This window comes from Pelomonas sp. KK5, assembly GCF_001984095.1.
Taxonomy (GTDB): Bacteria; Pseudomonadota; Gammaproteobacteria; order Burkholderiales; family Burkholderiaceae_C; genus KK5.
Window position 1 is genome coordinate 1 of sequence record NZ_LYVQ01000026.1, and the last position, 24,951, is coordinate 24,951.

At 66.8% G+C, this 24,951-nt stretch carries 23 protein-coding genes; 20 read left to right on the plus strand and 3 right to left on the minus strand.

Annotated elements, in window-relative coordinates; all coding sequences use genetic code 11:
- From B0W88_RS05850 to B0W88_RS05875, 6 genes are all read left to right on the plus strand, one after another.
- A partial coding sequence (locus tag B0W88_RS05850; protein WP_144006626.1) for a TOBE domain-containing protein occupies positions 1–376 on the plus strand: 376 nt, incomplete at its 5' end.
- Positions 373–1,668: an ABC transporter substrate-binding protein gene (locus tag B0W88_RS05855; RefSeq protein WP_077033724.1), complete on the plus strand. Its 1,296-nt coding sequence runs from the start codon at positions 373–375 to the stop codon at positions 1,666–1,668. The genes B0W88_RS05850 and B0W88_RS05855, both read left to right, overlap by 4 nt.
- Positions 1,669–1,670: 2 nt before the next feature.
- Complete coding sequence (locus B0W88_RS05860) at positions 1,671–2,837, plus strand: oligogalacturonate lyase family protein (protein WP_077033725.1); 1,167 nt, start codon at positions 1,671–1,673, stop codon at positions 2,835–2,837.
- Positions 2,834–5,119, plus strand: a complete 2,286-nt coding sequence (locus B0W88_RS05865; RefSeq protein ID WP_083748609.1) for a pectinesterase family protein — start codon at positions 2,834–2,836, stop codon at positions 5,117–5,119. Before B0W88_RS05860 ends, B0W88_RS05865 begins: the two co-directional genes overlap by 4 nt.
- Before the next feature lie 36 nt (positions 5,120–5,155).
- On the plus strand, positions 5,156–5,980 hold the full coding sequence (gene kdgR / locus B0W88_RS05870; RefSeq protein ID WP_077033727.1) for a DNA-binding transcriptional regulator KdgR: 825 nt from the start codon (positions 5,156–5,158) through the stop codon (positions 5,978–5,980).
- Between the two features lie 326 nt (positions 5,981–6,306).
- Complete coding sequence (locus B0W88_RS05875) at positions 6,307–6,729, plus strand: OsmC family protein (RefSeq protein WP_077033728.1); 423 nt, start codon at positions 6,307–6,309, stop codon at positions 6,727–6,729.
- A gap of 10 nt (positions 6,730–6,739) precedes the next feature.
- On the opposite strand, the gene coq7 is transcribed toward B0W88_RS05875, so the two are convergent.
- Positions 6,740–7,387 carry a 2-polyprenyl-3-methyl-6-methoxy-1,4-benzoquinone monooxygenase gene (coq7, locus tag B0W88_RS05880; RefSeq protein ID WP_077033751.1) on the minus strand — a complete coding sequence of 216 codons (648 nt, stop codon included), beginning with the start codon at positions 7,385–7,387 and terminating at the stop codon, positions 6,740–6,742.
- A gap of 230 nt (positions 7,388–7,617) precedes the next feature.
- Between coq7 and B0W88_RS05885 the strand changes: the two genes are divergently transcribed.
- The 6 genes from B0W88_RS05885 to B0W88_RS05910 all read left to right on the plus strand — a co-directional run bounded on the left by B0W88_RS05885 (position 7,618) and on the right by B0W88_RS05910 (position 13,970).
- On the plus strand, positions 7,618–8,679 hold the full coding sequence (locus B0W88_RS05885) for a porin (protein WP_077033729.1): 1,062 nt from the start codon (positions 7,618–7,620) through the stop codon (positions 8,677–8,679).
- A gap of 201 nt (positions 8,680–8,880) precedes the next feature.
- Complete coding sequence (locus tag B0W88_RS05890) at positions 8,881–9,990, plus strand: porin (protein WP_077033730.1); 1,110 nt, start codon at positions 8,881–8,883, stop codon at positions 9,988–9,990.
- Positions 9,991–10,093: 103 nt separating this feature from the next.
- On the plus strand, positions 10,094–11,071 hold the full coding sequence (locus B0W88_RS05895) for an ABC transporter permease (protein ID WP_077033731.1): 978 nt from the start codon (positions 10,094–10,096) through the stop codon (positions 11,069–11,071).
- Between the two features lie 12 nt (positions 11,072–11,083).
- A complete protein-coding gene (locus tag B0W88_RS05900) occupies positions 11,084–11,992 on the plus strand; it encodes an ABC transporter permease (RefSeq protein ID WP_369973845.1) in 909 nt (302 codons plus the stop codon).
- A gap of 2 nt (positions 11,993–11,994) precedes the next feature.
- Positions 11,995–12,981, plus strand: a complete 987-nt coding sequence (locus tag B0W88_RS05905; RefSeq protein ID WP_077033732.1) for an ABC transporter ATP-binding protein — start codon at positions 11,995–11,997, stop codon at positions 12,979–12,981.
- A complete protein-coding gene (locus B0W88_RS05910; protein WP_077033733.1) occupies positions 12,978–13,970 on the plus strand; it encodes an ABC transporter ATP-binding protein in 993 nt (330 codons plus the stop codon). The genes B0W88_RS05905 and B0W88_RS05910 overlap by 4 nt, the downstream gene beginning before the upstream one ends.
- Here the strand turns inward: B0W88_RS05910 and B0W88_RS33485 are convergent.
- Positions 13,967–14,131, minus strand: coding sequence for a lipoprotein (locus B0W88_RS33485; protein WP_158080804.1), 165 nt, complete (start codon positions 14,129–14,131; stop codon positions 13,967–13,969). The genes B0W88_RS05910 and B0W88_RS33485 overlap by 4 nt on opposite strands.
- Between B0W88_RS33485 and cyaY the strand changes: the two genes are divergently transcribed.
- Complete coding sequence (gene cyaY / locus B0W88_RS05915) at positions 14,130–14,492, plus strand: iron donor protein CyaY (RefSeq protein ID WP_083748610.1); 363 nt, start codon at positions 14,130–14,132, stop codon at positions 14,490–14,492. The genes B0W88_RS33485 and cyaY overlap by 2 nt on opposite strands.
- Here cyaY and B0W88_RS05920 read toward each other — a convergent pair.
- Complete coding sequence (locus B0W88_RS05920; RefSeq protein ID WP_077033734.1) at positions 14,482–16,875, minus strand: penicillin-binding protein 1A; 2,394 nt, start codon at positions 16,873–16,875, stop codon at positions 14,482–14,484. The two genes, cyaY and B0W88_RS05920, sit on opposite strands and share 11 nt — an antisense overlap.
- A 300-nt stretch (positions 16,876–17,175) precedes the next feature.
- Here B0W88_RS05920 and B0W88_RS05925 point away from each other — a divergent pair, with 300 nt between their 5' ends.
- From B0W88_RS05925 to B0W88_RS05955, 7 genes are all read left to right on the plus strand, one after another.
- Positions 17,176–18,255, plus strand: coding sequence for a pilus assembly protein PilM (locus B0W88_RS05925; protein ID WP_077033735.1), 1,080 nt, complete (start codon positions 17,176–17,178; stop codon positions 18,253–18,255).
- Positions 18,252–18,869, plus strand: a complete 618-nt coding sequence (locus B0W88_RS05930; RefSeq protein WP_077033736.1) for a PilN domain-containing protein — start codon at positions 18,252–18,254, stop codon at positions 18,867–18,869. Before B0W88_RS05925 ends, B0W88_RS05930 begins: the two co-directional genes overlap by 4 nt.
- 18 nt (positions 18,870–18,887) lie before the next feature.
- Positions 18,888–19,568, plus strand: a complete 681-nt coding sequence (locus B0W88_RS05935; protein ID WP_077033737.1) for a type 4a pilus biogenesis protein PilO — start codon at positions 18,888–18,890, stop codon at positions 19,566–19,568.
- Complete coding sequence (locus B0W88_RS05940) at positions 19,565–20,098, plus strand: pilus assembly protein PilP (RefSeq protein ID WP_077033738.1); 534 nt, start codon at positions 19,565–19,567, stop codon at positions 20,096–20,098. Before B0W88_RS05935 ends, B0W88_RS05940 begins: the two co-directional genes overlap by 4 nt.
- Positions 20,095–22,302: a type IV pilus secretin PilQ gene (pilQ, locus tag B0W88_RS05945; protein ID WP_077033739.1), complete on the plus strand. Its 2,208-nt coding sequence runs from the start codon at positions 20,095–20,097 to the stop codon at positions 22,300–22,302. Before B0W88_RS05940 ends, pilQ begins: the two co-directional genes overlap by 4 nt.
- Positions 22,303–22,365: 63 nt before the next feature.
- The gene (locus tag B0W88_RS05950) at positions 22,366–24,360 is read left to right on the plus strand and encodes an S-layer family protein (protein WP_144006627.1); all 1,995 of its coding nucleotides are present in this window, start codon (positions 22,366–22,368) and stop codon (positions 24,358–24,360) included.
- Between the two features lie 12 nt (positions 24,361–24,372).
- Complete coding sequence (locus B0W88_RS05955) at positions 24,373–24,948, plus strand: shikimate kinase (protein WP_255378648.1); 576 nt, start codon at positions 24,373–24,375, stop codon at positions 24,946–24,948.
- Positions 24,949–24,951: the final 3 nt, after the last annotated feature.

Genomic DNA, 24,951 nt, shown 5'->3' on the forward strand with positions numbered 1-24,951 from the left:
CCATGAGGCCGAGCTGGCGAACGGCAGCGGCGTGGCGATCGGGGGCCAGGTCTTGCCCCTGCCGGCGGGCCGCTTCGTTTCGCTGGCGGGCCGGCCGCGTGCGGTGAAACTGGGGCTGCGGCCCGAGCACATCACCGCTGCGGCGCGCCACGACACGGTCGAGCTGCCCGGCACGCTGCGCTTTGTCGAGCACATGGGCAGCGAGGTCTATGTGCACTTCGACCTGGGCGCCCTGCCGCTGACCGCCCGCGTGCCGGCCGACCAGCTCAATGGACTGGCCGACAAGCAGCGCGGCGCGGCGCATGTCTTCCATGTGCAGATGGGGCAGGCCCATCTGTTCGACGCCGAGAGCGGCGCCAGCCTGCGCTCGTCATGAAGCGCCGCGAGCTGCTGCTCACCGCCTTGGCCGCGCCGCTGGCAGGTTGTGGCCGTACCGATGCGAACGGCCAGACCGTGCTGCGCTTCTCCTGGTGGGGCGGCGCAGGCCGGCACGAGGCCACGCTGCGGGCGATTGCGCTGTTCGAGCAGCGCCATCCGGGCGTGAAGATCAAGGCCGAGTACATGGGCTTCAACGGCTACTTGGAGCGGCTGACCACCCAGATCGCCGGCGGCTCCGAGCCCGACGTCATGCAGATCAACTGGGCCTGGATGGCCATGTTCAGCAAGCGTGGCAACGGCTTCACCGACCTGAATCAGTACCGGCAGGTGCTCGACCTCAGCCAGTTCAGCGCCGAGGACCTGGCCATGGGCATGGTGGGCGGCAAGCTCAATGGCCTTTCGGTCTCGTACAGCGCGCGCATCATGCTGCTGAACCAGGCGGCCTGGCGTCGCGCCGGCCTCGCGCTGCCGAAGACCTGGGATGAGCTGTTCGCCGCGGGTCCTGTGTTCAAGGCGAAGCTCGGCGACCAGGCCTACCCGCTGGACGGCGAGCTCTACGACATGATCCTGCTCTCGCAGGCCTATGTGCAGCAGAAGCATGGCACCGCCTATATCGACCCGCAGGCGCCCCAGGTGGCGATGAGCCCCGCCGCGGCGCTGGAATGGGTGCAGACCTACCGGCGGCTGATCGAGCAGCACGTGGGCGTGCCACTGCCGCTGCGCGCGAGCCTCGGCGGCGCGGACAAGGCGACCGAGCAGGAGCAGGAATGGGTGGTCGGCAACTGGGCCGGCAACTACACCTGGGATTCGGTGATCGGCCTGCGCTCCAGCACGCTGGACAAGGACCAGAAGCTGGCGCTGGGCGCCTTCCCGACGCTGCCCGGCGCGAAGAACAGCGGCATGTTCGGCCGTCCGACGCTGATGTTCACCGTGGGCCGCAACTGCAAGCATCCGGAACTCGCGGCGCGCTTCGTCAACTTCCTGCTGACCGACCCCGAGGCCGCGCAGATCCTCGGCCGCACTCGCGGCCTGCCCTCGGCCGAGGCGCCGTTCAAGACCCTGCTGGACGCCGGCAAGATCCCCCCGCTGGAGCTGGCGGCCTACGAGCAGATCAAGGTGCAGAAGACGGCCGGGAACATCGAGCTGCCCTCGCCGCTGTTCGAGCATGCGCGGATGAACAAGTTCATGCGCGAGGTGTTCGAGACGGTGGCCTACGGCAAGGCATCGGACCAGGAGGCCGCGGGCCGGCTGGTCAATGAAGGTAACGCACTACTTAAGCGGATCAAGTGATCATGAGCAAAGCCACCCAACGCCAGCTGAAGTTCGAGTCGCACCAGGATCCCGACACCGGCGCCCGTGTCACCCGCCTGACGCCGCTGGATGTGACCTGCCATCGCAACTACTTCTACCAGAAGTGTTTCTCGAATGATGGCTCGAAGCTGGTCTTCGCAGGCGAGTTCGGCCGCAGCGACGGCCAATGGAACTACCACCTGCTGGACCTGCAGAGCCAGGTCGCCACGCAGCTGACCGACCAGGCCGGCGAGAACACCTTCGGCGGCTTCATGTCGCCGGACGACCAGTACCTGTACTTCGTGCGCGCGGAGCGGCAGCTGATTCGCCTCTCGCTGGCCGACCTGAGCGAGGAGGTCGTCTACGTCGTGCCGCAGGGCTGGGTCGGCTACGGGACCTGGGTCAGCAACAGCGACTGCACGAAGATGGTCGGCATCGAGATCCATGCCGACGACTGGTTCCCCTTGAACACCTGGCAGAAGTTCAACGAGATGTTCCACCAGAAGCCGCGCTGCCGGCTCTTCAGCGTGGACCTGCGCACGGGCGCGCGGACCGTGATCCTCGAACAGCGCGGCTGGCTGGGCCACCCGCAGTACCGCCCCTTCGACGACAACACCGTGGCCTATTGCCACGAGGGCCCGCACGACCTGATCGATGCGCGCATGTGGTTCATCAACGAGGACGGCACGAACCGCCGCTGCGCCAAGGAACACCGCGAGGGCGAGAGCTGCACGCACGAGTTCTGGGTGCCGGACGGCAGCGCGATGATCTACGTCAGCTACGACCACTCCTCGCCCGAGCGCTGGATCTACAGCCTCGATCCGGTGACGCTGGAGAACCGGCTGCTCTCCGCGATGCCGCCGTGCTCGCACCTGATGAGCAACTTCGACGGCACGCTGATCGTCGGCGACGGCTGCGGCAAGGCCAGCGGCGATTCATCGGCCAGCAACGAGATGCTGACCGGCGACCCCTATCTGCACCTGTTCGACCTCAAGACCGGCGAGACCCGTGCCATCGCCCGTCACGACAGCGGCTGGGGCGTCTACAAGGACAGCCGCCAGGTCACGCACCCGCACCCGAGCTTCACGCCCGACGAGAAGCAGGTGCTGTTCAGCTGCGACAAGGAAAGGCCGGGCGAGCCGGCGCTGTACCTGGCGGACCTGGCATGAGGCTGGCTCTATTGACCCTGGCGTTCGTGGCGCTGGCGGCGCAGGCGCAGCGGCCGCAACTCAGCGATGTGCAGGCGGCGCAGTACCGCATGCAGGACTATCTGGGCGACTGGCATCCCCAGCCGCTGAAGCCGCAGGAATGGACGAAGCCGGACTTCGTCGTCGCCGCGGACGGCAGCGGCACCCATCGCACGCTGCAGGCGGCGTTGGATGCCGTGCCGACCCAGGGCCGTCGCGTCTACATCGAGATGCGGCCGGGGACCTACCGCGAGCAGGTCTGCGTCAAGGGCAGGGCGCCGGTCACCTTGTATGGCGCGGGCGATCCAAGCGCCGTCGTGATCGTCGCCGGCCACTACAACGCCGAGGGACCGCAGGGCATCAACCGCTGCCTGCCCGACCCGAAGGCGACGACGACCGGCACGCTGGGCAGCGCCAGCGTCGCGCTGTTCAGCGACGACATGCAGGTGGCGCGACTGACCATCGCCAACGATGCGATGGACCAGGTGCGCGACGGCATCGGCTATCCGGCGGACGTCAGCGAATCCGGAGGTGCCCAGGCGGTGGCGCTGATGACCGGCGGCGACCGCATCCAGCTGCAGGACGTGCGGCTGGTCGGCCACCAGGACACGTTCTACGCGCGGCCCGGCCGCGTCTACGTGCGCGACAGCTTCATCACGGGCGATGTGGACTTCATCTTCGGCGCCGCCGCGCTGGTCATCGACCACAGCGAGATCCGCAGCCGCGCCGGCCGCCGCAAGCCCGGCAACGGCGGCCATGTGCTGGCGCCGGATACCGCTTGGGATCAGCGTTATGGGATCCTGGTCGTGGACAGCCGGCTGACGGCCGAGCCGGGCGTGGCACCGGCCTCGATCTCGCTGGGCCGCGCCTGGGACTTCGGCGTGGCGCGTGGCGAGTGGAAGGCGCGCAGTTCGCCGGACGGCCAGGCCTTGATCCGCGACAGCGAGCTGGGCGCGCATCTGGCCGGCTGGTCGGCTTCGACCTCGCGCCGGCCCTACACGGCCGAGGGCAATCGCTTTGCCGAATATGGCAATGTCCGCGATCTGTCGCGCGAAGTGCTGCCTGCGAAGGACGGCTGGGCCGCCGCCGACGGCGGCACGCGCGGCGGCGCCGATGCAGCACCGGCCGACGTGTTCACCGTGCGCAATCGCGAGCAGTTGCTGGCGGCCTTCCGCGCCGCAGGCGAGCGGCCGAAGATCGTCCGCATCGAGGGCCTGATCGACCTGACCCTCGATGCGCAAGGCAAACGCCTCGGCTTCGAGGACTTCCGCGATCCGGCCTTCGATTTCGAGGCCTTCCTGAAGACCTACGACCCGGCCGTCTGGGGCAAGGCGCCGATCACCGGCCCGCTGGAAGAGGCGCGGGCGCGCTCGGCGAAGCGCCAGGCCGAGCAGATCGTGATCCGCGTGTCGTCGAACACGACGATCGTCGGCATCGGCCGCGATGCGGCGATCACCGGCGGCACGCTGTTCCTCGGCAAGGTGGACAACATCATCGTCCGCAACCTCCACTTCTCGGACGCCTACGACCTGTTCCCGGCCTGGGACCCGAAGGACAACGCCAACGGCGAGTGGAACTCCGAATACGACACGATCACGTTGCGCGGCGCCACCCATGTGTGGGTGGACCACTGCACCTTCGACGACGGACTGCGGCCCGACCAGGCCGAGCGCATCGCGCTGGGCCGCAAGATGCAGCACCACGACGGCCTGCTGGACATCACCCAGCAGTCGGACCTGGTGACCGTCTCCTGGAACCGCTTCACCCAGCATGACAAGACCATGCTGATCGGCAGCAGCGATTCGCAGAAGCTCGACGAGGGCCGGCTGCGCGTGACGCTGCACCACAACCTGTTCGAGCAGGTGAAGGAGCGCACGCCGCGGGTGCGCTGGGGTCAGGTCCACGTCTACGACAACCTCTTCGTCGGCCGCAGCGACGTGCCGTACGCCTATGGCTACTCGCTCGGCGTGGGCGTGAACTCGCGCATCGTCAGCGAGGCCAATGCCTTCGACATGTCAGCGGACATCCCGGCGGGCAAGCTGGTGCACTGGTGGAAGGGCAGCGTCTTCAGCGACCGCGGCTCGGTGCTCAACGGCAAGCCGGTGGACCTGCTGGCGGAACTGCGTGCGGCCAATCCGCAGGCGAGCCTGTCGGCCGAAGTCGGCTGGCAGCCGCAGTGGCTGGCCGAGCCGGTCGAACCTGCCGAGCAGGCGGCAGCCCGCATCCGCGAGGCTGCCGGCGCAGCACGGGGTTTGCGGCCATAATCGTTTTTGAAACACCAGCCCGATAAAGTCAAAACGATGGATGACGATTCCAATGAAGGCTCCGGCGGCAAACAGCAGCCGGAATCGGTAGCGGCGGTCCTGAAGGTCTTTGCCATCCTGCAGGAGTTGTCGGAGCGGCACGAGACCGGCATCTCCGATCTCTCGATGCGGCTGGGCATGCCCAAGGCGACGGTCTACCGCTTCCTGCAGTCGATGAAGGGCCTGGGCTATGTGCGCCAGGAGTCCGACAGCGAGCGCTACGGCCTGACGATGAAGGCCTTCGAGCTGGGCGCCAAGGCGCTGCAGTACCCGGACCTCGTCGACCTGTCCCGCCACCACATGCAGATGCTGGCCGACACGACCGGCGAGACGGTGCACCTGGGCACGCTGATCGACAGCGAGATCATCTACGTCCACAAGATCGACTCGCGCCACACGCTGGGCATGTATTCCAAGGTGGGCCGCCGCGCGCCGCTGCACTGCACCGCCATCGGCAAGGTGCTGCTGGCCTGGGAGCACCCGGACCGGCGTGAGCGCATCATGGCCGGCATCAACTTCCAGCGCTTCCGCGACAAGACCATCGTCGAGCCCAAGGCCTATCTGGCCGAACTGGAGCGCGTGAAGGCGCAGGGCTTCGGCGAGGACCGCGAGGAGTTCGACGACCACATCCGCTGCCTCGGCATCCCGATCTTCGACCGCCTGGGCCAGCCCATCGCCGGCATGAGCGTCTCCTTCCCGACCTTCCGCTTCGATGAAGCCAAGGCACCGGAAGTCGTGCAGATGCTCACCAACGCCAGCCGCGACATCTCCACGCGCCTGGGCTGCGCCAAGTTCCCGCTCGACGTCCAATCGAGCCGCTGACCGCGGTATTCGTGTTGGACTGGGGCGCCCGCCGGGCCGCCCCCCTGGGGGACCGACTGGTCTGCTGCCCGTCCAGGGCCAGCAGCCCAGGCGAGGGGCACAAAAAAAACCCTGAGTTCTCACGAACTCAGGGTTGAATCCACCATTGAGGCGGTGGAGGAGACAAACGGTGCGTTGCGCCAGGAGCTTCTTGGGATCGCCAGGAACACTGCCTTTTGCATTGCTTGGATCCAATTCTAGCGCTGGCTATGTTGCGCCGCAATATATTCCGACCAGAAAGTTGTGGACTAATTGCGCCCTAGAGCAGAAAGAGGAGTTTTCGGACCATGGAATGCACGATCAACTGGATGGGCGCGGGCGGCATGAGCTTCGTTGCCGAGACCGGCAGCGGCCATCTGCTGACGATGGATGGCGCGCCGGACGGCGGGGGGCGAGACCTGGCCCCGCGGCCGATGGAGACCGTGCTGGCCGGCACCGGCGGCTGCACCGCGTATGACGTGGTGCTGATCCTCAAGCGCGGCCGCCACGATGTGCGCGGCTGCCAGGTGAGCCTGAAGGCCGAGCGCGCGCCGGTCGAGCCCAAGGTGTTCACCGCCATCCACATGCACTTCGTCGTCACCGGCAAGGGCCTGAAGCAGGAAGTCGTCGAGCGGGCCGTCGCGCTGTCGCACGAGAAGTACTGCTCGGCCAGCATCATGCTGGCGAAGACGGCGGCGATCACGACCTCGGTGGAGATCGTCGAAGGCTGATCGTCCTGCCTCAGACGTAGTGCGCCGTGCCCGTCATCACGCGGGCGGCCAGCTTCATCAGGCCCCTGACCGGCGGCGGCAGCAACCGGGCGCCGGCCTGCAGCGCCTCGTCGGCGTGGCGGGCCTCCTCGTCGCGCATCTGGTCCACGACGGCCCGCGACGCGTGATCGCCCGCGGGCAGGCGCTCGAGGTGGCTGGCCAGATGCTGTTCGACCTGGCGCTCGGTCTCGACGACGAAACCCAGGCTGATGCGATCACCGGCCAGGCCGGCCAGACTGCCGAGGGCGAAGGCGCCGCCGTACCAGAAGGGATTGAGCCAGCTGGTGTGGGTGCCCAGTTCTTCGACGCGCTGTCGCGTCCAGGCCAGATGGTCAAGCTCCTCCTGCGCCGCCTGTGCGAAGTGCGCGCGCAGCGCGGGACTGCGGCTGAACATGGCCTGCGATTGATACAGTGCCTGGGCGCAGACTTCGCCGACGTGATTGACCCGCATCAGCGCGCCGGCCAGGCGCTGCTCCTGCGGGGCCAGCGGTTCGTCGTGGGCGACGCCGTCGGCCGGGGAAGGGCGCCGTGCCGCGGGCTTGCCGAAGACGGTGCGCAGGCCTTCGTCAAGGCTGGCCAGCAGGCGGTCGGGACCCGACAGGGCAGGGCGTTGGTTCATCGAATGCATGGCGCGTTGATGGCAAGGCCGCGAGCATGGAACGGGCCTTGTGTCGGTTTTGTGAGATTTGGTTGTTGTTGCTGAGTCACAACGACTTTTCAAAAATTATCTATCAGGAACTTCCCTAGGCCTCGGCCGTCTGGTGGAATGGCGCAACTTTCCACCTGGGAAGGTCGCCCCGCAGCGCTTTCTGCACGGCGGGGCCTCATTGATTTTCTAGGAGCTTTCTAATGAAAAAATCGATCGTTGCGTTCGCAGTTCTGAGCGCGATCGCCGGTACCGCTGCTGCGCAGTCGTCGGTCACGCTGTTCGGCGTTATCGATCTGGCTACCCGTTACACGAAGTCCAACGGCCAGTCGAAGTTCAGCCTGTCCAAGGACGGCTACAACAGCAGCCGCCTGGGCGTGCGTGGCGTCGAGGATCTGGGTGGCGGCCTGAAGGCCGGCTTCTGGCTGGAAAGCGGCGTCGGCGCCGACACCGGCGCGGGTGGCTCGTCCACGGCTGGTTACTGGAACCGTCGCTCGACCGTCAGCCTGATGGGCGACTTCGGTGAAGTCCGCCTCGGCCGCGACAAGACCGCGTCGGAACTGACGCTGGACGACTTCGACCCGTACGGCAACGTCGGCCAGGGCGCGATGTACAACACGTACTCGACGCTGGGCAGCGAAGGCGCCCAACTGTTCGGCGACAGCACGCAGAACCGCAACAACAACCAGGCCATCTACATCACCCCGGGCAACCTGGGTGGTTTCTACGGCCAGTTGAACGTGGCTGCCGGCGAAGGCGCTGGCACCACGGGTTCGCTGAGCCAGAAGCAGTTCAGCGGCCGCATCGGCTACAAGCTGAACGCCCTGCACGTGGCTGGCGCCCTGAACCAGACCACCATCGACGGCGCGACCGACAAGCTGAAGCTGGCAACCATCGCTGCCAACTACGATTTCGGCATGGTGAAGCCTGCCTTCATCTACACGCAGATCAAGTTCGGCGCCCGCAAGCAGGACAACTGGACGATCGCCGCCACGGCTCCGGTCGGCCCGGGCGTGATCCTGGCTTCGTACACGAACAGCAAGTTCAACGACGCCGCTCGCCTGGCTCCGGCCAACCTGGGCGACAAGGCCGAGCACTTCTCGGTCGGCTACGTGTACAGCCTGTCCAAGCGCACCAGCCTGTACGGCAACGTGAGCGAGATCAAGAACAAGGGCAACTCCGCCTTTGCCCTGACCGACGCCTACAACCCCGTGCGCAACGGTTCGTCGGGCAGCGTCGACGTCGGCATCAAGCACAGCTTCTAAGAAGCTGCGCGCTTTCCGGCAGGCTTGTCCTGCCGATTGCAAGAGCCGCCTCCGGGCGGCTTTTTTGCGTCCGTTCGTGGCGATGTATCGTCTGGACACAGGGTTAGCCATTGTTGGCTGTGGACAACAGGATGTTCGGTGTCCGCGCGATGTTCCTAGAGAATCAATCAGGTTCCCACAAATCCACAGCAGGAGACATCGATGAAAAAAGCAACCCTGGCATTGGCCGTTCTGGCCGCAGGAACGACCGCAGCCTGGGCTCAGCCGAGCACGGTGACGATGTACGGCATCGTCGATGCCGCCATGAAGCGGACCAGCAATGCCAACCCCGGTGTCAGCAAGAACACGTTGGCCAACAGCGGGCTGTCGCAGAGTCGCCTCGGTTTCACGATCAACGAAGACCTGGGTGGTGGCATGCGCGCCCTGGCCAACCTGGAACACCGGCTGTCCCTGGACACCGGTACCACGGCGGGCTCTTCGCCGGCGGGTGTCTTCTGGTTCCAATCCTGGGTGGGCCTGGCTTCCAACGATTTCGGTGTGGTGACCCTGGGTCGCCAGTACAACGTGCTGTTCGACCTGAACGCCACGACCTTCTCCTCGTACAAGTACTCGACCTACATCGACCAGTACAAGCCTGAGCTCGGCATGACGCTGAACAACCGCCAGGACAATATGGTCAAGTACAAGTTCGTCGGTGGCCCGGTCACCGCTGAACTGCAGGTCAGCGCCGGTGAAGGCTCGGCGGTCGACAAGTCGGCCGGTGGCGCCATCAAGTACCAGTCCGGCCCGTTCGCCTTCGGTGGCGGCTATCTGCAGACGGAGGGCGCGAGCGCGGCCACCTCGCTCGGCAAGAAGGTCAAGGGCACGATCCTGGGTGGTGCGTACACCGACGGTCCGATCTACGTCAACCTGTCCTGGATGAAGAACAAGTTCGATGCCGGCGCCAACGTCCTGGCCGCGACCTATGCCGCGGGCTTCCTGAACGGCGCCGCGCTGACCGCGCTGACGACCGGCGCAGGCGCTCCGGCAACGTCCTCCCAGCAGCGCGACATGATCATGTTCGGCGGCACCTACCAGCTGACCACGCAGATCAACCTGGGCGCCGAGTACTACCACATGGAGCACAAGATCGACTCCACCGGCGCGAAGTACAAGTCCGACTTCCTGTCGTTCGTGGCTGATTACGCCTTCTCGAAGCGCACCGATGCCTACTTCGAGGCCGATCGCACCAACTTCAAGAACGGCGAGGGCTACACCAACGGTGCAAGCCGCCGCTACCAGGCGATGGTGGGCCTGCGCCACCGCTTCTGATCGCCAGCCGATCGGGTGAACGAAACGGGCCGCATCGCGGCCCGTTTTCTTTTTCGGACACAATCGAGCGCAGTCCTACAACGCAAGACCTGACCCCGACCTGATGCTCGTCTTCATCCTCCGTCGTCTCGTGCAAGCGCTGATCGTGATGCTGGCGGTGGCCTTCATCGCCTTCATGATGTTCCAGTACGTCGGCGACCCGGTGAGCAATATGCTGGGCCAGGATGCGACGCCGGAGCAGCGTGCCGAGTTGCGGCGCGAGCTCGGGCTGGACAAGCCTGCCCCGGTCCAGTTCGCGCATTTCGTGGTCAATGCGGCGCAGGGTGAATTCGGCCTGAGCCTGCGGCAGGGGCGGCGCGTCTCCAGCCTGATCGTCGAGCGGCTGCCGGCCACGCTGGAGCTGTCGGCGGTGGCTGCGCTGATTGCGCTGGGAGCGGGCATCCCGCTGGGCGTCTATGCCGCGCTGCGGCGCGGACGGGGCGACTCGCAACTGCTGATGATCCTGTCGCTGCTGGGTGTGTCGCTGCCGACCTTCGTGATCGGGCCCTTGCTGATGCTGGTCTTCGCCGTCGGCTTGACCTGGCTGCCGGCCTCGCAGCGGGGCGATGTGGTGGCCCTCGGCCCCTGGACCACCGGCCTGCTGACGCTGGACGGCTTGCGCCATCTGGTGCTGCCGGCCACCACGCTGGCGATCTTCCAGCTGACCCTGATCATGCGCCTGGTGCGCGCCGAGATGCTGGAGGTGCTGCGCACCGACTACATCAAGTTCGCCCGGGCACGCGGCCTGACGAACCGCACCGTCTACTTCGGCCACGCGCTGCGCAACACGCTGGTGCCGGTGATCACGATCACCGGCCTGCAACTGGGCTCGCTGATCGCCTTCTCGATCATCACCGAGACCGTCTTCCAGTGGCCCGGCATGGGCCTGCTCTTCATCCAGTCGGTGCAGTTCGCCGACATCCCGGTGATGGCCGCCTACCTGTGCCTGATCTCGCTGATCTTCGTGACGATCAACCTGGTCGTCGACCTTCTCTACTTCAGCGTCGACCCGCGCTTGCGCGTCGAGGGCCGGATGCATTGATCGATGACGATGATGGCCTCGCTCCAGCGATTCTTCGACGGCGACGTCTGGCACTCGTTCCGCTCCTCGCCGGTGGCGATCGTGGCGGCGCTGCTGGCGCTCGCGTGCTTGTTCTGCGCGGCCTTTGCCGGCTGGGTGGCGCCGCACAACCCCTTCGACCTGGCGTCGCTGGAGTTGATGGACGCGCGCCTGCCCCCGTCATGGATGGAAGGGGGCAGCGTGAAGTACCTGCTGGGCACGGACGACCAGGGGCGCGACATCCTGTCGGCGCTGATGTACGGGGCGCGCATCTCGCTGCTGGTGGGCCTCGCCTCGGTGCTGATCTCGATGGTGCTGGGCGTGGGCCTGGGCCTGCTGGCCGGCTTCGTCGGCGGCGTTGTGGACGCCTTCATCATGCGGGTCTGCGACGTGATGCTGTCCTTCCCCTCGATCCTGATCGCGCTGCTGATCGATGGCGTGGGCCGCGCGCTGTATCCGGACGCGCATGACGTGCTGGCCTTCGCGGTGCTGATCCTCGCCATCTCGCTGTCCGGCTGGGTGTCCTACGCGCGCACGGTGCGCGGCTCCACGCTGGTCGAGCGCAACAAGGAGTACGTGCAGGCGGCGCGGGTGATCGGCGTGCGGCCGCTGCGCATCATGCGCCGCCACGTGCTGCCCAATGTGCTGGGCCCGGTGCTGGTGCTGGCGACGCTGCAGGTGGCGGCGGCCATCATCACCGAGGCCACGCTGTCCTTCCTCGGCGTCGGCGTGCCGCCGACCAGCCCCTCGCTGGGCACGCTGATCCGTGTCGGCAACGACTTCCTCTTCTCCGGCGAGTGGTGGATCCTGGTCTGGCCCAGCGCGATGCTGGTGACCATCGCGCTGAGCCTGAACCTGCTGGGCGACTGGCTGCGCGACGCGCTCAACCCCCGGCTGCGCTGAACATGGCTTCATCCTCCTCATCCCTGCTGGAAGTGCGCAAGCTGCGTGTCGAGTTCCCGACACGGCGCGGCACGCTCCTGGCGCTGGACGACGTGTCCTTCGACATCGCGCCGGGCGAGATCCTCGGCGTGGTCGGCGAATCCGGTGCGGGCAAGTCGCTGACCGGGGCGGCCATCATCGGCCTGCTCGATCCTCCGGGCCGCATCGCCGGCGGCGAGATCCTGCTCGAAGGCCGGCGCATCGACCAGTTGCCCTACGAGCAGATGCGCCGCATCCGCGGCCGCCAGATCGGCGCCATCTTCCAGGACCCGCTGACCTCGCTGAACCCGCTGTACACGGTGGGCCGCCAGCTGGTGGAGACGATCCGCACCCACCTGGACATGAACGAGGCCGCCGCGCGCCGGCGCGCGATCGAGCTGCTGCAGGCCACCGGCATTCCCGCTGCCGAACAGCGCATCGACCAGTATCCGCACCAGTTCTCCGGTGGCATGCGCCAGCGGGTCGTCATCGCGCTGGCGCTGGCGGCTGCGCCGAAGCTGATCGTCGCCGACGAGCCGACCACGGCGCTCGACGTCTCGATCCAGGCCCAGATCATCTCGCTGCTGAAGAAGGTCTGCCGCGAGCAGGATGCGGCGGTCATGCTGGTGACGCACGACATGGGCGTGATCGCCGAGACCTGCGACCGGGTGGCCGTGATGTACGCCGGCCGCATCGTCGAGATCGGCCCGGTGGCCGAGGTCATCCACCGGCCGGCCCATCCCTACACGGTCGGCCTGATGGGCTCGATCCCCGCGATGGACGAGGACCGCGAGCGCCTGCTGCAGATCGACGGCTCCATGCCCCGCCTCAACGCGATTCCGACCGGCTGCGCCTTCAACCCGCGCTGCCCGCGTGTCTTCGAGCGCTGCCGGGTCGAGCGGCCCGAACTGCTGGCGGCGCCGGGCACCCGGGCCGCCTGCTGGCTGCTGGCCGAGGAGGTGGCGCCATGACCGCGCTGGTCGAGGTGCAGGACCTGGCGAAGACCTTCGAGGTCTCGCCGCCCTGGCTCAACCGCGTCATCGAGCGCAAGGGGCGGCTGTTCGTCCATGCGGTCGACGGCATCAGCTTTGCCATCGAACGCGGCACGACGCTGGCGCTGGTGGGTGAGTCCGGTTGCGGCAAGAGCACCGTCGCGCGGCTGCTGGTGGGCCTGTATGCGCCGACCCATGGGACCGTCCGTTTCGATGGCGCCGATGCGGCGGCCACGCTGGCCGGCAGTGGCGCGGCGGCCCTGCGGCGCCGCATGCAGATGATCTTCCAGGATCCCTATGCCTCGCTGAACCCGCGCTGGAAGGTGCAGGACATCGTGGCCGAGCCGCTGATCGAGCACGGCCTGGTCACCGGCAAGGCCGAACTGCAGGCGCGCGTGGCTGGGTTGCTGCAGTCGGTGGGCCTGACGGCTGCCGATAGCGAGAAGTTCCCGCACCAGTTCTCCGGCGGCCAGCGCCAGCGCATCTCGATCGCCCGAGCGCTGGCCACCGAGCCCGAGTTCCTGGTGTGCGACGAGCCGACCTCGGCTCTGGATGTTTCCGTCCAGGCGCAGGTGCTGAACCTGATGAAGGACCTGCAGCGCCAGCGGGGCCTGAGCTATCTGTTCATCTCGCACAACCTGGCGGTGGTGCGGCACGTGGCGGACCGGGTGGGCGTGATGTATCTCGGCCGTCTGGTCGAACTGGCCGGCAAGGCCGAGCTGTTCGCGCGGCCGCGGCACCCGTACACGCGCATGCTGCTGGACGCGATTCCCGATATCCACATGAGCGGCCGCAGCCGCACGCCGGTGCAGGGCGAGGTGCCCAATCCGCTGCAGCCGCCCACCGGCTGCAGCTTCCACCCGCGCTGCCCGCATGCCAACGAACGCTGCAAGGCCGAACGGCCGGCGTTGCTGACGATCGGCGGCGTGCAGATCGCCTGCCACGCCGTCGAGGAAGGCCGGATCTAGCGTTGCTGCGGAGAACTGGCGGCGCCCGCCGGCTTCGGCAGCACCAATGGCCCCTTCTGCCCGCAGCCCATCAGCAGCGCGGCGCAGAGGGAGAGGGTGGCGAGGCCTACACTTCGCAGCAGTCGGTTCTTGTTCATCATCAAAAGCAGTTTATCGCCCATGTCCCAGACTCCTGCACCCGCCGCCACGCCGCTGTCCGACGCCGAGTACCACGCGCAGACCCGCGCCCTGCTCGACCGCATCGAAGCGCTGATCGACCGCTGGCTGGACGAGGACGTGATCGACATCGACTCGCACCGCAGCGGCGGCCTGCTGGAGCTGAGCTTCCCGGGCGGCAGCAAGATCGTGCTGAACACCCAGCCGCCGCTGCAGGAGCTGTGGCTGGCGGCGCGCGGCGGCGGCTTCCACTTCCGCCACGTGGACGGACGCTGGCTCGATACGAAGACCAGCGTCGAGTTCCTGGATGTGCTGTCCGAGCAAGGAAGCGCCCAGGCCGGCAAGGCCCTGGACTTCAGCGCTTGAACAGGTCGAGGATGCTTTTCTTCTCGTCCTCGCTGCCGGTCTGAGGCAGCTTGCCCGACGCATCGTCGCCGCCCAGCGCGCGCACGCCGGCGTTGCCGCTGTACTCGTCGTAGTACCACTCGCCGCCGACGTTGACGACGCCTTCGGGTACCGGCTGGTCCTCGACCGGCGCATTGCGCAGCGCGAAGCCGGCGTACTCGATCCACACGGGCAGGGCCAGGCCGCCGCCGGTCTCGCGGTCGCCGAGCTTGCGCGGCGTGTCGTAGCCGATCCAGGCCACGGCGACCATCTCCTTCTGGTAGCCGTTGAACCAGGCATCCATCGAGTCGTTGGTGGTGCCGGTCTTGCCGCCGATGTCGGGGCGCTTCAGCGTGGCCTGGGCCTTGGCGGCGGTGCCGGTGCGGGCCACTTCCTCCAGCAGGCTGTTCATGATGAAGGCGTTGCGCGCCTCGATCACGCGGCTGTCCTCGCCCAGCGTCACCGCGGGCGCCTCGAACAGCAGGCGGCCCTTGGCGTCGGTCACGCGTGAGATCAGCTGCGGCGCTACCCGGTGGCCGCCATTGGCGAAGACCGCATAGCCCTGCACCATCTGCATCGGCGTGACTGAACCTGCGCCGAGCGCGGTGGTCAGATAGGCCGGGTGCTTGTCCGCATCGAAGCCGAAGCGGGTCACCCACTGCTGGCCGTATTTCGCGCCGATCGACTGCAGGATGCGGATGGACACCATGTTCTTCGACTGCGCCAGCGCCCGACGCATCGTCATCGGGCCCTCGAACTTGCCGTCGTAGTTCTTCGGCTCCCAGGGCTGGCTGCCGGTGGCGCCGGCGTCGAAGAACAGCGGGGCGTCGTTGATGATCGTTGCCGGGGTGAAGCCCTTCTCCAGGGCGCCCGAGTAGATGAAGGGCTTGAAGCCGGAGCCCGGCTGGCGCCAGGCCTGGGTCACGTGGTTGAACTTGTTCTTGGCCCAGTCGAAACCGCCGACCAGCGCGCGCAAGCGGCCGTTGCGCGGGTCCATCGCCACGAATGCGCCCTCGACCTCCGGTAGCTGCGTGAGCGTCCAGCTGTCCTTGCCGGTCTTGGCATCGGTGCCCTTGACCACGCGGATGATCGCGCCTCGGCGGATCTTGGTCTTCGGGTTGGTGCCGGCCAGGCCGGAGGTGGCGGGCTTCAGGCCGTCGCCGGTGATCGTGATCGACTCGCCGCTCTGCAGCGCGGCCACGACCTTCTTCGGGTCGGCCTCCAGCACCACGGCGGCCAGCAGTTCGTCGTTGGCCGGGTGGTCGGCGAGCGCCTCGGCCACGCGCACGTCCAGGTCGGCCGGGTCGGCGGGCAGGTCGGCATAGGCCTCGGGGCCGCGGTAGACCTGGCGCTTCTCGTAGTCCAGGATGCCGCGGCGCAGCGCGCGGTAGGCCACGTTCTGCTCGTCGGCGCGGATCGTCAGGTAGACGTTCAGGCCGCGGGTGTAGGCTTCGTCGCCGTACTGGTTGAAGATCAGCTGGCGGGCCGACTCGGCCACGAACTCGCCGTGCGAGGGCAGGTCGGTCACCGTGCGGTAGCGCAGCTGCTGGGCCTTGGCCTCGTCGCGCTGCTCGGGCGTGATGTAGCCGTTGTCCAGCATGCGCTCGATGATGTACTGCTGGCGCACCTTGGCGCGGCGCGGGTTGTTGATCGGGTTGTAGGCGGAAGGGGCCTTGGGCAGGCCGGCCAGCATCGCGGCCTCGGCCACGGTGACGTCCTTCAGCGGCTTGCCGAAGTAGACCTCGCTGGCCGCGGCGAAGCCGTAGGCGCGGTGGCCCAGGAAGATCTGGTTCATGTAGATCTCGAGGATCTTCTCCTTCGAGAGCGCATTCTCGATCTTCATCGCCAGCAGGATCTCGTAGATCTTGCGGGTGAAGGTCTTCTCGGTGGTCAGGTAGAAGTTGCGCGCCACCTGCATCGTGATCGTCGAGGCGCCCTGGCTGCGCGACTCGCCGACGTTGGCCAGGCCGGCGCGGATGATGCCCAGGTAGTCGACACCGCCGTGCTGGTAGAAGCGGGCGTCCTCGATGGCCAGCACGGCGTCCTGCATGACCTTGGGGATGTCCTTGATCGGCAGGTAGTTGCGGCGTTCCTCGCCGTACTCGCCGAGCAGTTGCCCGTCGCTGGACAGCACGCGCAGCGGCAGCTTCGGGCGGTAGTCGGTCAGCCCGCTGATATCGGGCAGGTTGGGGTATGCCATGGCCAGGGCCAGGGCCACCAGTAGCGCGATTCCAAATGCGCCGGCCACGAGCACTCCCGCAAATCCCGCGAAGGCGCGAGTGAGGAAGGCGAGGGTGGGATTGCGAGAAGCGGGGCGAGACTCAGAGGGGGGATTCTGAGGGGTCTTGTTCTTGGCGTCGCTCATGGGCCTCCGATGCGGTGCCCTGATTATAGAAAACCCGCAGGGGCGCTGGCTGTGCCGAAAAAGCGCCAGCAGGTCCTTCTCCAACTGTGAACAAGTCCGCAAACGGCGGGCGGCTTACAGCCTTTTACGACTGCTCATGCGTGTATGTTTCGCAACGGCGACTTACTCTGGGCACCCCCAAAACCTTGGGGGCTCAACGGCTTTGCTGCTAGCATTCAAGTAACTTATTAATAGTCTGACGCCAAATGTTGCAGCAATTCATGAATCTGCGCGGCGGCAGGTTTCTTGGGGAATAGCGTCATGGGCTTTCTTGACGTACTGCGGGGACGCAAGCACCCGCCCATGATCGGCTTGGATATCAGCTCGTCCAGCGTAAAGCTGGTTGAACTGAACCAGAGCGTCAATGGGGAAATGGTGCTCGAGCGGTTTGCCACCGAGCCTTTCGAAAAAGGCTGGATTACCGACGGGCAGATCGAGAAATTCGACGAGGTGGCCGACGCGGTGCGCCGCGTCGTGGCGCGCAGCGGCTCCAAGACGCGCGACGCCGTGCTGGCCATGCCGCAATCGGCCGTGATCACCAAGAAGATCATGCTGCCCGCCGGCCTGCGCGACGAGGAGATGGAACTGCAGGTCGAGGCCGAGGCCAACCAGTACATTCCGTTCTCGCTGGACGAAGTGAGCCTCGACTTCTGCGTGATCGGCCCGAGCCCGACCTCGGTGGGCGACGTGGAAGTGCTGATCGCCGCCTCCCGCAAGGATCGCGTGCAGGACCGCCAGGGCCTGGCCGAGGCGGCAGGCCTGCGGCCGGTGATCCTGGACATCGAATCGCATGCCTCGCGCATGGCGATGGGCCGGCTGATCGCCAACCTGCCCAACAGCGGCAAGGACGCTTTGGTGGCGCTGTTCGAGATCGGCGCCGACACGACCAGCCTCAAGGTGCTGCGCGACGACGAGATGCTCTACGACCGCGACCAGGCCTTCGGCGGCTCGCAGCTGACGCAGCTGATTTCGCGCCAATACGGCTTTTCATTCGAAGAGGCGGAGCAGAAGAAACTGTCCAACGATTTGCCGGAAGATTATGAATCGGCGGTGCTGAATCCCTTCGTGGACAGCCTGTCGCAGGAAATCGGCCGGGCGCTGCAGTATTTCTTCACCAGCACGCCGCACCACAAGGTGCATTACGTGATGCTGGCCGGCGGCACGGCCACCCTGCCGGGCCTCAAGGAGCGCGTGACCGAGCTCACCGGCTTCGCCTGCATGGTGGTCAATCCCTTCGAGAACATGGCGCTCGGCTCGGCCGTGCGCGAGCCCAAGCTGCGGCGCGAGGCGCCCGCCTACCTGACGGCCTGCGGTCTGGCGATGCGGAGGTTTTTCCAGTGATCCTGATCAACCTGCTGCCGTACCGGGAAGAGAAGCGCAAGCGTCGCAAGAACGCCTTCTTCGTGGGCCTGGGCGTGGCCGCGGCCGTGGGCGCCGGCGTCGTCGTGGCGGCCCTGTTGCTGTTGCAGCAGCTGACCTCCGAGCAGCAGCGCCGCAACCAGTATCTGGGCAGCGAGATCAGCCGCCTGGAAGTGCAGATCAAGGACATCGCGAACCTGCGCTCCGAGATCGAATCGCTGAAGGCGCGCCAGAAGGCGGTCGAGGACCTGCAGACCGATCGCAACACGCCGGTGCACCTGCTCAACGAGCTGGCCCGCCTGGTGCCCGAGGGCATCTACCTGACGGCCATCCGCCAGGCCGACAAGGTGGTCAACCTGACCGGCATCGCGCAGACCAACGAGCGCGTGTCCGAGCTGCTGCGCAACTTGTCGCGCAACTCCGAATGGCTGGAGAAGCCCGAGCTGGTGGAGACCAAGGTCGCCAACCTGACGGCCAACACGCGTGACCAGAAGCGGCTGTTCGAGTTCTCGATGCGTGTGACGATGAAGGCGCCGGCGGCCGAGCCCGGAGCAGCGCCGGGCGCTGCGCTGCCCGCCTCGGCGGCCAAGCCCTGAGTGAAGACAGAGACAGCCATGGCGACAAAGGCACTCAATTTCGATCTGAACGCCTGGTTCGAGGGCGTGCAGGACCAGTTCCGCGGCCTCAACCCCAAGGAGCCCGGCCAGTGGCCCACGCTGCCCAAGGTGGCGGCCTTCGTGGCCGTGGGCATCTTGGTGGTGGTCCTCGGCTGGCTGCTGCTGCTGTCGGACGAGCAGACCAAGCTCGACGCCGAGCGCGCCCGCGAGCCGGTGCTCAAGGAAGACTTCAAGGCCAAGCTGGCCCAGGCGGTGAACCTGCCCGAGCTGCGCAAGCAGAAGAGCCAGGTCGAGGAATACGTGACCCAGCTCGAGAAGCAGCTGCCCGGCAAGGCCGAGATGGATGCGCTGTTGTCCGACATCAACCAGGCGGGCCTCGGCCGCGGCCTGCAGTTCGAACTGTTCCGGCCCGGCCAGATGGTCATCAAGGACTACGCGGAGCTGCCGATCTCGCTGCGCGTGTCGGGCCGCTATCACGACATCGGCGCCTTCGCCGCCGACGTGGCCAACCTGTCGCGCATCGTGACCCTGCACAACCTGGTCGTCGTGGCGCCCACCGGCAAGGACATCAACAGCGGCAACCTGGCCATGGAGGCCACGGCCCGCACCTACCGCTATCTGGACCAGACCGAGCTGGCCGACCAGAAGAAGGCGGCCGCCAAGCCGAAGAAGCCATGATGCGCGCAGCCTATTTCCCCACGGCGCTACTTGCTGGCCTGCTGCTGGCCGGCTGCTCCGCCGACCTGGACGAACTGCGGCAGTGGATGGAGGAGCAGCGCCACGCGGCCCATGCCACCATCAAGCCGCTGCTGCCACCCAAGAAGTTCCTGCCCCAGCCCTACGAGGCCGCCGGTGGCGTCGACCCCTTCAGCGTCCAGAAGCTGAGCGTGGCGGTCAAGCAGGAGGCTGCGCAACCCAACTCGCTGCTGACGGCCGAGATGAACCGCCGCCGCGAGCCGCTGGAAGCCTATCCGCTGGACAGCATGGGCATGGTCGGCAGCCTCACGCGCGACAACAAGCGCTATGCGCTGCTGCGGGTGGACAACCTGCTCTACCAGGTCAAGGTCGGGGACTACCTCGGCCAGAACTTCGGCCGAATCATGAAGATCTCAGAAACCGATGTGACGTTGCGGGAAGTCGTCCAGGACGCTGCGGGCGAGTGGATAGAACGCACAAGTACCCTCCAGCTTCAGGAGAAGGGTCGATGAACAAGAAGCCAGCACTGCAGGAGAAGTCCCGGATGAGGAACGTTTGGCGCGCAACCTGGACGCTGGCCGCGGGCCTGGCCCTGGGACTGGGATCGGCATCGCAGGCCTTCGCGCAGGCGACGATCAAGGCCATCAACAGCACGCAGCAGGCCGGCGTGGAGGTGGTCCGCATCGAGCTGTCCGAGCCGCTGCGCGAAGTGCCCAACGGCTTCACCGTGCAGACGCCGCCTCGCGTCGCCATCGACCTGCCCGGCGTCATCAACGGCATCGGCCGTTCGGTGGTCGAGTTCAACCAGGGCAACCTGCGCACCGCCAACGTCGCCCAGGCCGGCGAGCGGACCCGCATCGTGCTGAACCTGCGCCAGGCCTCGGGCTATCGCGCGCAGCTCGACGGCAATGCGCTGCTGCTGATCCTGGAGGCGCCGACCGCCGCGGCCCGTGCGCCCGGCACGCCGGAGCCGGTGCACTTCGCCCAGGCCCAGAACGACGCGCCGCTGGCCCTGCGTGATATCGACTTCCGCCGCGGCCCCGATGGCGCCGGCCGCGTCATCGTCAACCTGCCCAGCACCCAGGTGGGCGTGGACATCCAGCAGCAGGGCCAGAACCTGGTCGTGGAGTTCCTGCGTTCCAGCCTGCCCGAGCGGCTGCGCCGCCGCCTGGACGTGACCGACTTCGGCAGCCCGGTGCAGTTCGTCACCGCCAGCCAGACCGGCGACCGGGTGCGCCTGGTGGTCGAACCCAAGGGCGCCTGGGAGCACAGCGCCTACCAGAGCGACAACCAATTCGTGCTGGAGGTGCGCCCGCAGAAGGTCGACCCGAACAAGCTGACGCAAGGGCCGGGCTATGCCGGCGACAAGCTGTCGCTGAATTTCCAGAACATCGACGTGCGCGCACTGCTGCAGGTCATCGCCGACTTCACCAACTTCAACGTCGTCACCAGCGACACCGTGACCGGCAACGTCACGCTGCGCCTGAAGGACGTGCCCTGGGACCAGGCGCTGGACATCATCCTGCAGGCCAAGGGCCTGGGCATGCGCAAGTCGGGCAACGTGCTGCTGATCGCGCCCAAGGACGAGCTGGCCGCCAAGGAGAAGCTGGAGCTGGAGGCCAAGGCGCAGATCGCCGCGCTGGAGCCGCTCCGCACCCAGGCTTTCCAGCTGAACTACACCAAGGCCGAGGAAGTGGCCAAGGGACTGACCGGCCAGACCACCGGCCAGGGTGGTGGCAGCAGCAGTGGCGGCGGTTCGACCACGACCCGCATCCTGTCGCCGCGCGGCAGCGTGATCTACGAGACCCGCACCAACCAGCTGTTCGTCTCCGACACGCCGGCCAAGCTGGAAGAGATCCAGGCCATGATCGCCAAGATCGACATCCCGGTGCGCCAGGTGCTCATCGAGGCGCGCATCGTCGAGGCGCAGGACACCTTCGGCCGCTCGCTGGGCGTCAAGCTCGGCACCAGCGACCTGCGCGGCATCCAGGGTGGCATTCCGGGCTATAGCGTCGGCGGCAGCAACTACGTGACCGTGGGCAACAACTACGCGTCCAATGCCTACCAGACCCGGCAGTCGTCGACCGCAACCGACCTCGGCAACACGCAGTTCGTCAACCTGCCGGCCAACGTCTCCTCGGACGCCTTCGCTTCCGGCACCGCGGCGACCTTCGCGCTGTCGCTGTTCAGCTCGGCCGCCAACCGCTTCCTGAACCTCGAGCTCTCGGCACTGGAGGCCGACGGCAAGGGCAAGATCGTTTCCAGCCCGCGCGTCATCACCGCCGACCAGGTCAAGGCGCTGATCGAGCAGGGCGAGGAACTGCCCTACCAGGTCGCCACCTCCAGCGGCGCCACCTCGGTGCAGTTCCGCAAGGCCAACCTGAAGCTCGAGGTCACGCCGCAGATCACGCCGGAAGGCAGCGTGATCCTCAGCGTGGACGTCACCAAGGACAGCCGCGGCACGCTGACGCCACAGGGCTATTCGATCAACACCAAGCACGTGCAGACCCAGGTGCTGGTCGAGAACGGCGGCACCGTCGTCATCGGCGGCATCTTCACGATGGACGAGCAGGAGAACATCTCCAAGGTGCCGCTGCTGGGTGACATCCCCATCCTCGGCAACCTGTTCAAGAACAAGTCCAAGACGTCCAGCAAGACGGAGCTGCTGATCTTCCTGACGCCGAAGGTGGTCAGCGAGCGGGCGCCGGTGCGTTGAGCGGATTCGGTCCAGGGAAACGCGGTAGGAAGAAGCCGAGACAGATCGGCAGGAGAGGAAAAAGTGAGCAATCTCGTTGTAATGGGACGCCGTGCGGTGCAGGGCCTGCTGGCCTTGGCCTTGGCGGGCGTGCTGACGGCGTGCGGTGGGGGCTCCAACGCGGGGACCTCCGTCTTCACGCCGGGTGATTCGGCCAGCAGCCCGGCGAAGCCGACGGCGACGGCCAACGACCTCGTGGTGGTGCTGGACAAGTCCAGCATCACCAACATCGACACCGGCGGCGTCACGGTCACCGCGACTGCGGTCGATGCCAACCGCAATGTGGTGTCGGGCGTGGGCGTTTCGTTCTCGGTGGATCGCGGGATCGCCACGCCGGCCGGCACGGTCACCGACACCAGCGGGCAGCTGAAGGCCGTCGTCACGCTGGGCAACAGCACGACCAACGGCAAGGTGACGATCACCGTCGTCAGCGGCAGCATCACGCGATCGGTGTCCTTCGATGTCGTCGACCCGCCGGCCTCCGCGACCACGCCAACCGCGGCGCGCATCACCGTTGCGCTGGACCGGAGCAATGTGGGCAATGCGGGCGGCACGCCCGTCAACGTCACGGTTACCGCGGTGACCGCCACCAACAATGTGCTGGCTGGCATTCCTGTGACGCTGGCCATCGACAACAACGGCACGATCACTTCGGGCGGATCCACCAATGCGTCCGGCGTCGTCACCGCCGTGGCGACCATCGGCGCCGACAAGTCGAATCGCCTGATCACCATCACCGCCACCAGCGGTACGCTGGTCCAGACCGCTTCGTTCCAGGTCACGGGTGCGCAGCTGCAAGGCCAGGCCGTGCCGTCCGTGCTCACCGCGGGCAGCACCGGCAACCAGGTGCAGTACACGCTGACCGACGTCAACAAGAACCCGATGCCCGGCGTGGCAATCAGTGTGTCGGGTCCGGGCGTGCCGACGGCAACCGGCGTGACCGACATCAACGGGGCCTATCCGTACACCTACACGGCGCCGGCGACCGCAGGCGCGATCCTGATCACCGCCACTGCGGGCGGTGCGAAGTCCGAGACCACGGTGACCGTGCCGTCGAGCACGTCCTCCGTGCCGGACGCAACGCCGGCCGTGTCCTCGGCAACGCTCTCGGCCGCGCCGAACGTGGTGGCCGTCAACTCGACCGGCACGGCGAATCTCGCGGCGATCAGTGCGCTCTTCCTCGGTGCCAACAACGCGCCGGTGAAGAACGTGCGCGTGCGCTTCGACCTGAACGGCGACAGCAACAGCATTGGCGGCACGCTCGGCTCGGGCACGTCGATCGTGTATTCGGACGCCAACGGCAATGTGGCGACCACCTACTCGCCGGGTACCCGCTCCAGCCCCGTGAACGGCGTGACCATCCGCGCCTGCTGGTCGCTGACCGACTTTGCCGCCGGTGCCTGCCCCAACCAGGCGTTGACCACGCTGACGGTGGTGTCGGAGCCCGTGTCCATCACGATCGGCGAGAACGAGACGGTCGGCTTCTCGAACAACAACCTGAACCTCGTCAAGAGCTTCGGCCTGCTGGTGGTCAACACCGCCGGCAACCCGCAGGCGAACGTGCAGATCACGCCCTCGATCGACCTGATCAGCTACAACAAGGGCTTCTACACCTGGGATGCGGCCAACAGCATCTGGGTGCAGACGATCACCGCGACCTGCCTCAACGAGGACCTGAACCGCAACGGCGCGATCGACAGCGGCGAGGACATCAATGGAAATGCGCAGCTGGATCCGCGCAAGTCGGACGTCAGCATCAGCATGTCCGGCAGCACGGTGACCGATGCCAACGGGTCGGCGATCCTGGTGATCCAGTACCTCAAGGACAAGGCCACCTGGGTCAACTACCGCATTACCGCCGCGGCAGGGGGCGTGCTCAGTCCTCCGGCATACTCTCCGAGTCCGACAGCCGTCGCGACCTTGCCTGCCGACGCCACATCCATCGTCACCCATGTTCCCGCACCTGCGTACCGCATCAGCCCCTACGGTCAGTCGACCAGTTGCACGGACTCGAACTGATCCGGGTGTGAGGTGAGCCCGACCGGGATCATTGCCCTGGTCGGCATGCCCGGCGGTGGCAAGTCCACCGTCGGCAAGCAGCTGGGCCGCCAGCTGGGCGTCCGTTTCATCGACTCGGATGCCGAGATCGAGCACCGGCTCGGCGAGTCCATCCGCAGCTTCTTCGACCGCGAGGGCGAGGCTGCGTTCCGCGACATCGAGGGTCAGGTCTTGCAGCGGATCCTGTCCGAGGACGGCGAACTGGTGCTGGGCACCGGCGGCGGCTCGGTGCTGCGCGAGGCCAACCGCGAGCTGCTGCACTCGCGCTCGACGGTGCTCTACCTGCGCTCCACGCCCGAGGACCTGTTCCGCCGCCTGCGCCACGACACGCAGCGCCCGCTTTTGCAGGTGCGCGACCCGCTGGCCAAGCTGCGGGAGCTGTATGCGCAGCGCGATCCGCTGTATCGCCGTTGTGCACATTACGTGCTCGAGACCGGCCGCCCGTCGGTGCACGGCCTGGTCAACATGGCGCTGATGCAGCTCGAACTGGCCGGCCTGATCGACCCGGCTCGCGTGGCCGCCACGGTGGGAGCGCAGCAGCACCCGTAAACT

Bases quoted from the DNA above. Each gene is read 5' to 3' on its own strand.
- B0W88_RS05940 (WP_077033738.1), top strand. From the start codon at position 19,565: ATGATGCGCGCAGCCTATTTCCCCACGGCGCTACTTGCTGGCCTGCTG.
- B0W88_RS05900 (WP_369973845.1), top strand. From the start codon at position 11,084: ATGGCCTCGCTCCAGCGATTCTTCGACGGCGACGTCTGGCACTCGTTC.
- B0W88_RS33485 (WP_158080804.1), bottom strand. From the start codon at position 14,131: ATGGGCGATAAACTGCTTTTGATGATGAACAAGAACCGACTGCTGCGA.
- B0W88_RS05890 (WP_077033730.1), top strand. From the start codon at position 8,881: ATGAAAAAAGCAACCCTGGCATTGGCCGTTCTGGCCGCAGGAACGACC.
- B0W88_RS05910 (WP_077033733.1), top strand. From the start codon at position 12,978: ATGACCGCGCTGGTCGAGGTGCAGGACCTGGCGAAGACCTTCGAGGTC.
- B0W88_RS05925 (WP_077033735.1), top strand. From the start codon at position 17,176: ATGGGCTTTCTTGACGTACTGCGGGGACGCAAGCACCCGCCCATGATC.
- B0W88_RS05865 (WP_083748609.1), top strand. From the start codon at position 2,834: ATGAGGCTGGCTCTATTGACCCTGGCGTTCGTGGCGCTGGCGGCGCAG.
- B0W88_RS05895 (WP_077033731.1), top strand. From the start codon at position 10,094: ATGCTCGTCTTCATCCTCCGTCGTCTCGTGCAAGCGCTGATCGTGATG.
- B0W88_RS05885 (WP_077033729.1), top strand. From the start codon at position 7,618: ATGAAAAAATCGATCGTTGCGTTCGCAGTTCTGAGCGCGATCGCCGGT.
- B0W88_RS05875 (WP_077033728.1), top strand. From the start codon at position 6,307: ATGGAATGCACGATCAACTGGATGGGCGCGGGCGGCATGAGCTTCGTT.
- coq7 (WP_077033751.1), bottom strand. From the start codon at position 7,387: ATGAACCAACGCCCTGCCCTGTCGGGTCCCGACCGCCTGCTGGCCAGC.
- B0W88_RS05855 (WP_077033724.1), top strand. From the start codon at position 373: ATGAAGCGCCGCGAGCTGCTGCTCACCGCCTTGGCCGCGCCGCTGGCA.
- B0W88_RS05860 (WP_077033725.1), top strand. From the start codon at position 1,671: ATGAGCAAAGCCACCCAACGCCAGCTGAAGTTCGAGTCGCACCAGGAT.
- B0W88_RS05920 (WP_077033734.1), bottom strand. From the start codon at position 16,875: ATGAGCGACGCCAAGAACAAGACCCCTCAGAATCCCCCCTCTGAGTCT.
- cyaY (WP_083748610.1), top strand. From the start codon at position 14,130: ATGTCCCAGACTCCTGCACCCGCCGCCACGCCGCTGTCCGACGCCGAG.
- B0W88_RS05935 (WP_077033737.1), top strand. From the start codon at position 18,888: ATGGCGACAAAGGCACTCAATTTCGATCTGAACGCCTGGTTCGAGGGC.
- pilQ (WP_077033739.1), top strand. From the start codon at position 20,095: ATGAACAAGAAGCCAGCACTGCAGGAGAAGTCCCGGATGAGGAACGTT.
- B0W88_RS05905 (WP_077033732.1), top strand. From the start codon at position 11,995: ATGGCTTCATCCTCCTCATCCCTGCTGGAAGTGCGCAAGCTGCGTGTC.
- kdgR (WP_077033727.1), top strand. From the start codon at position 5,156: ATGGATGACGATTCCAATGAAGGCTCCGGCGGCAAACAGCAGCCGGAA.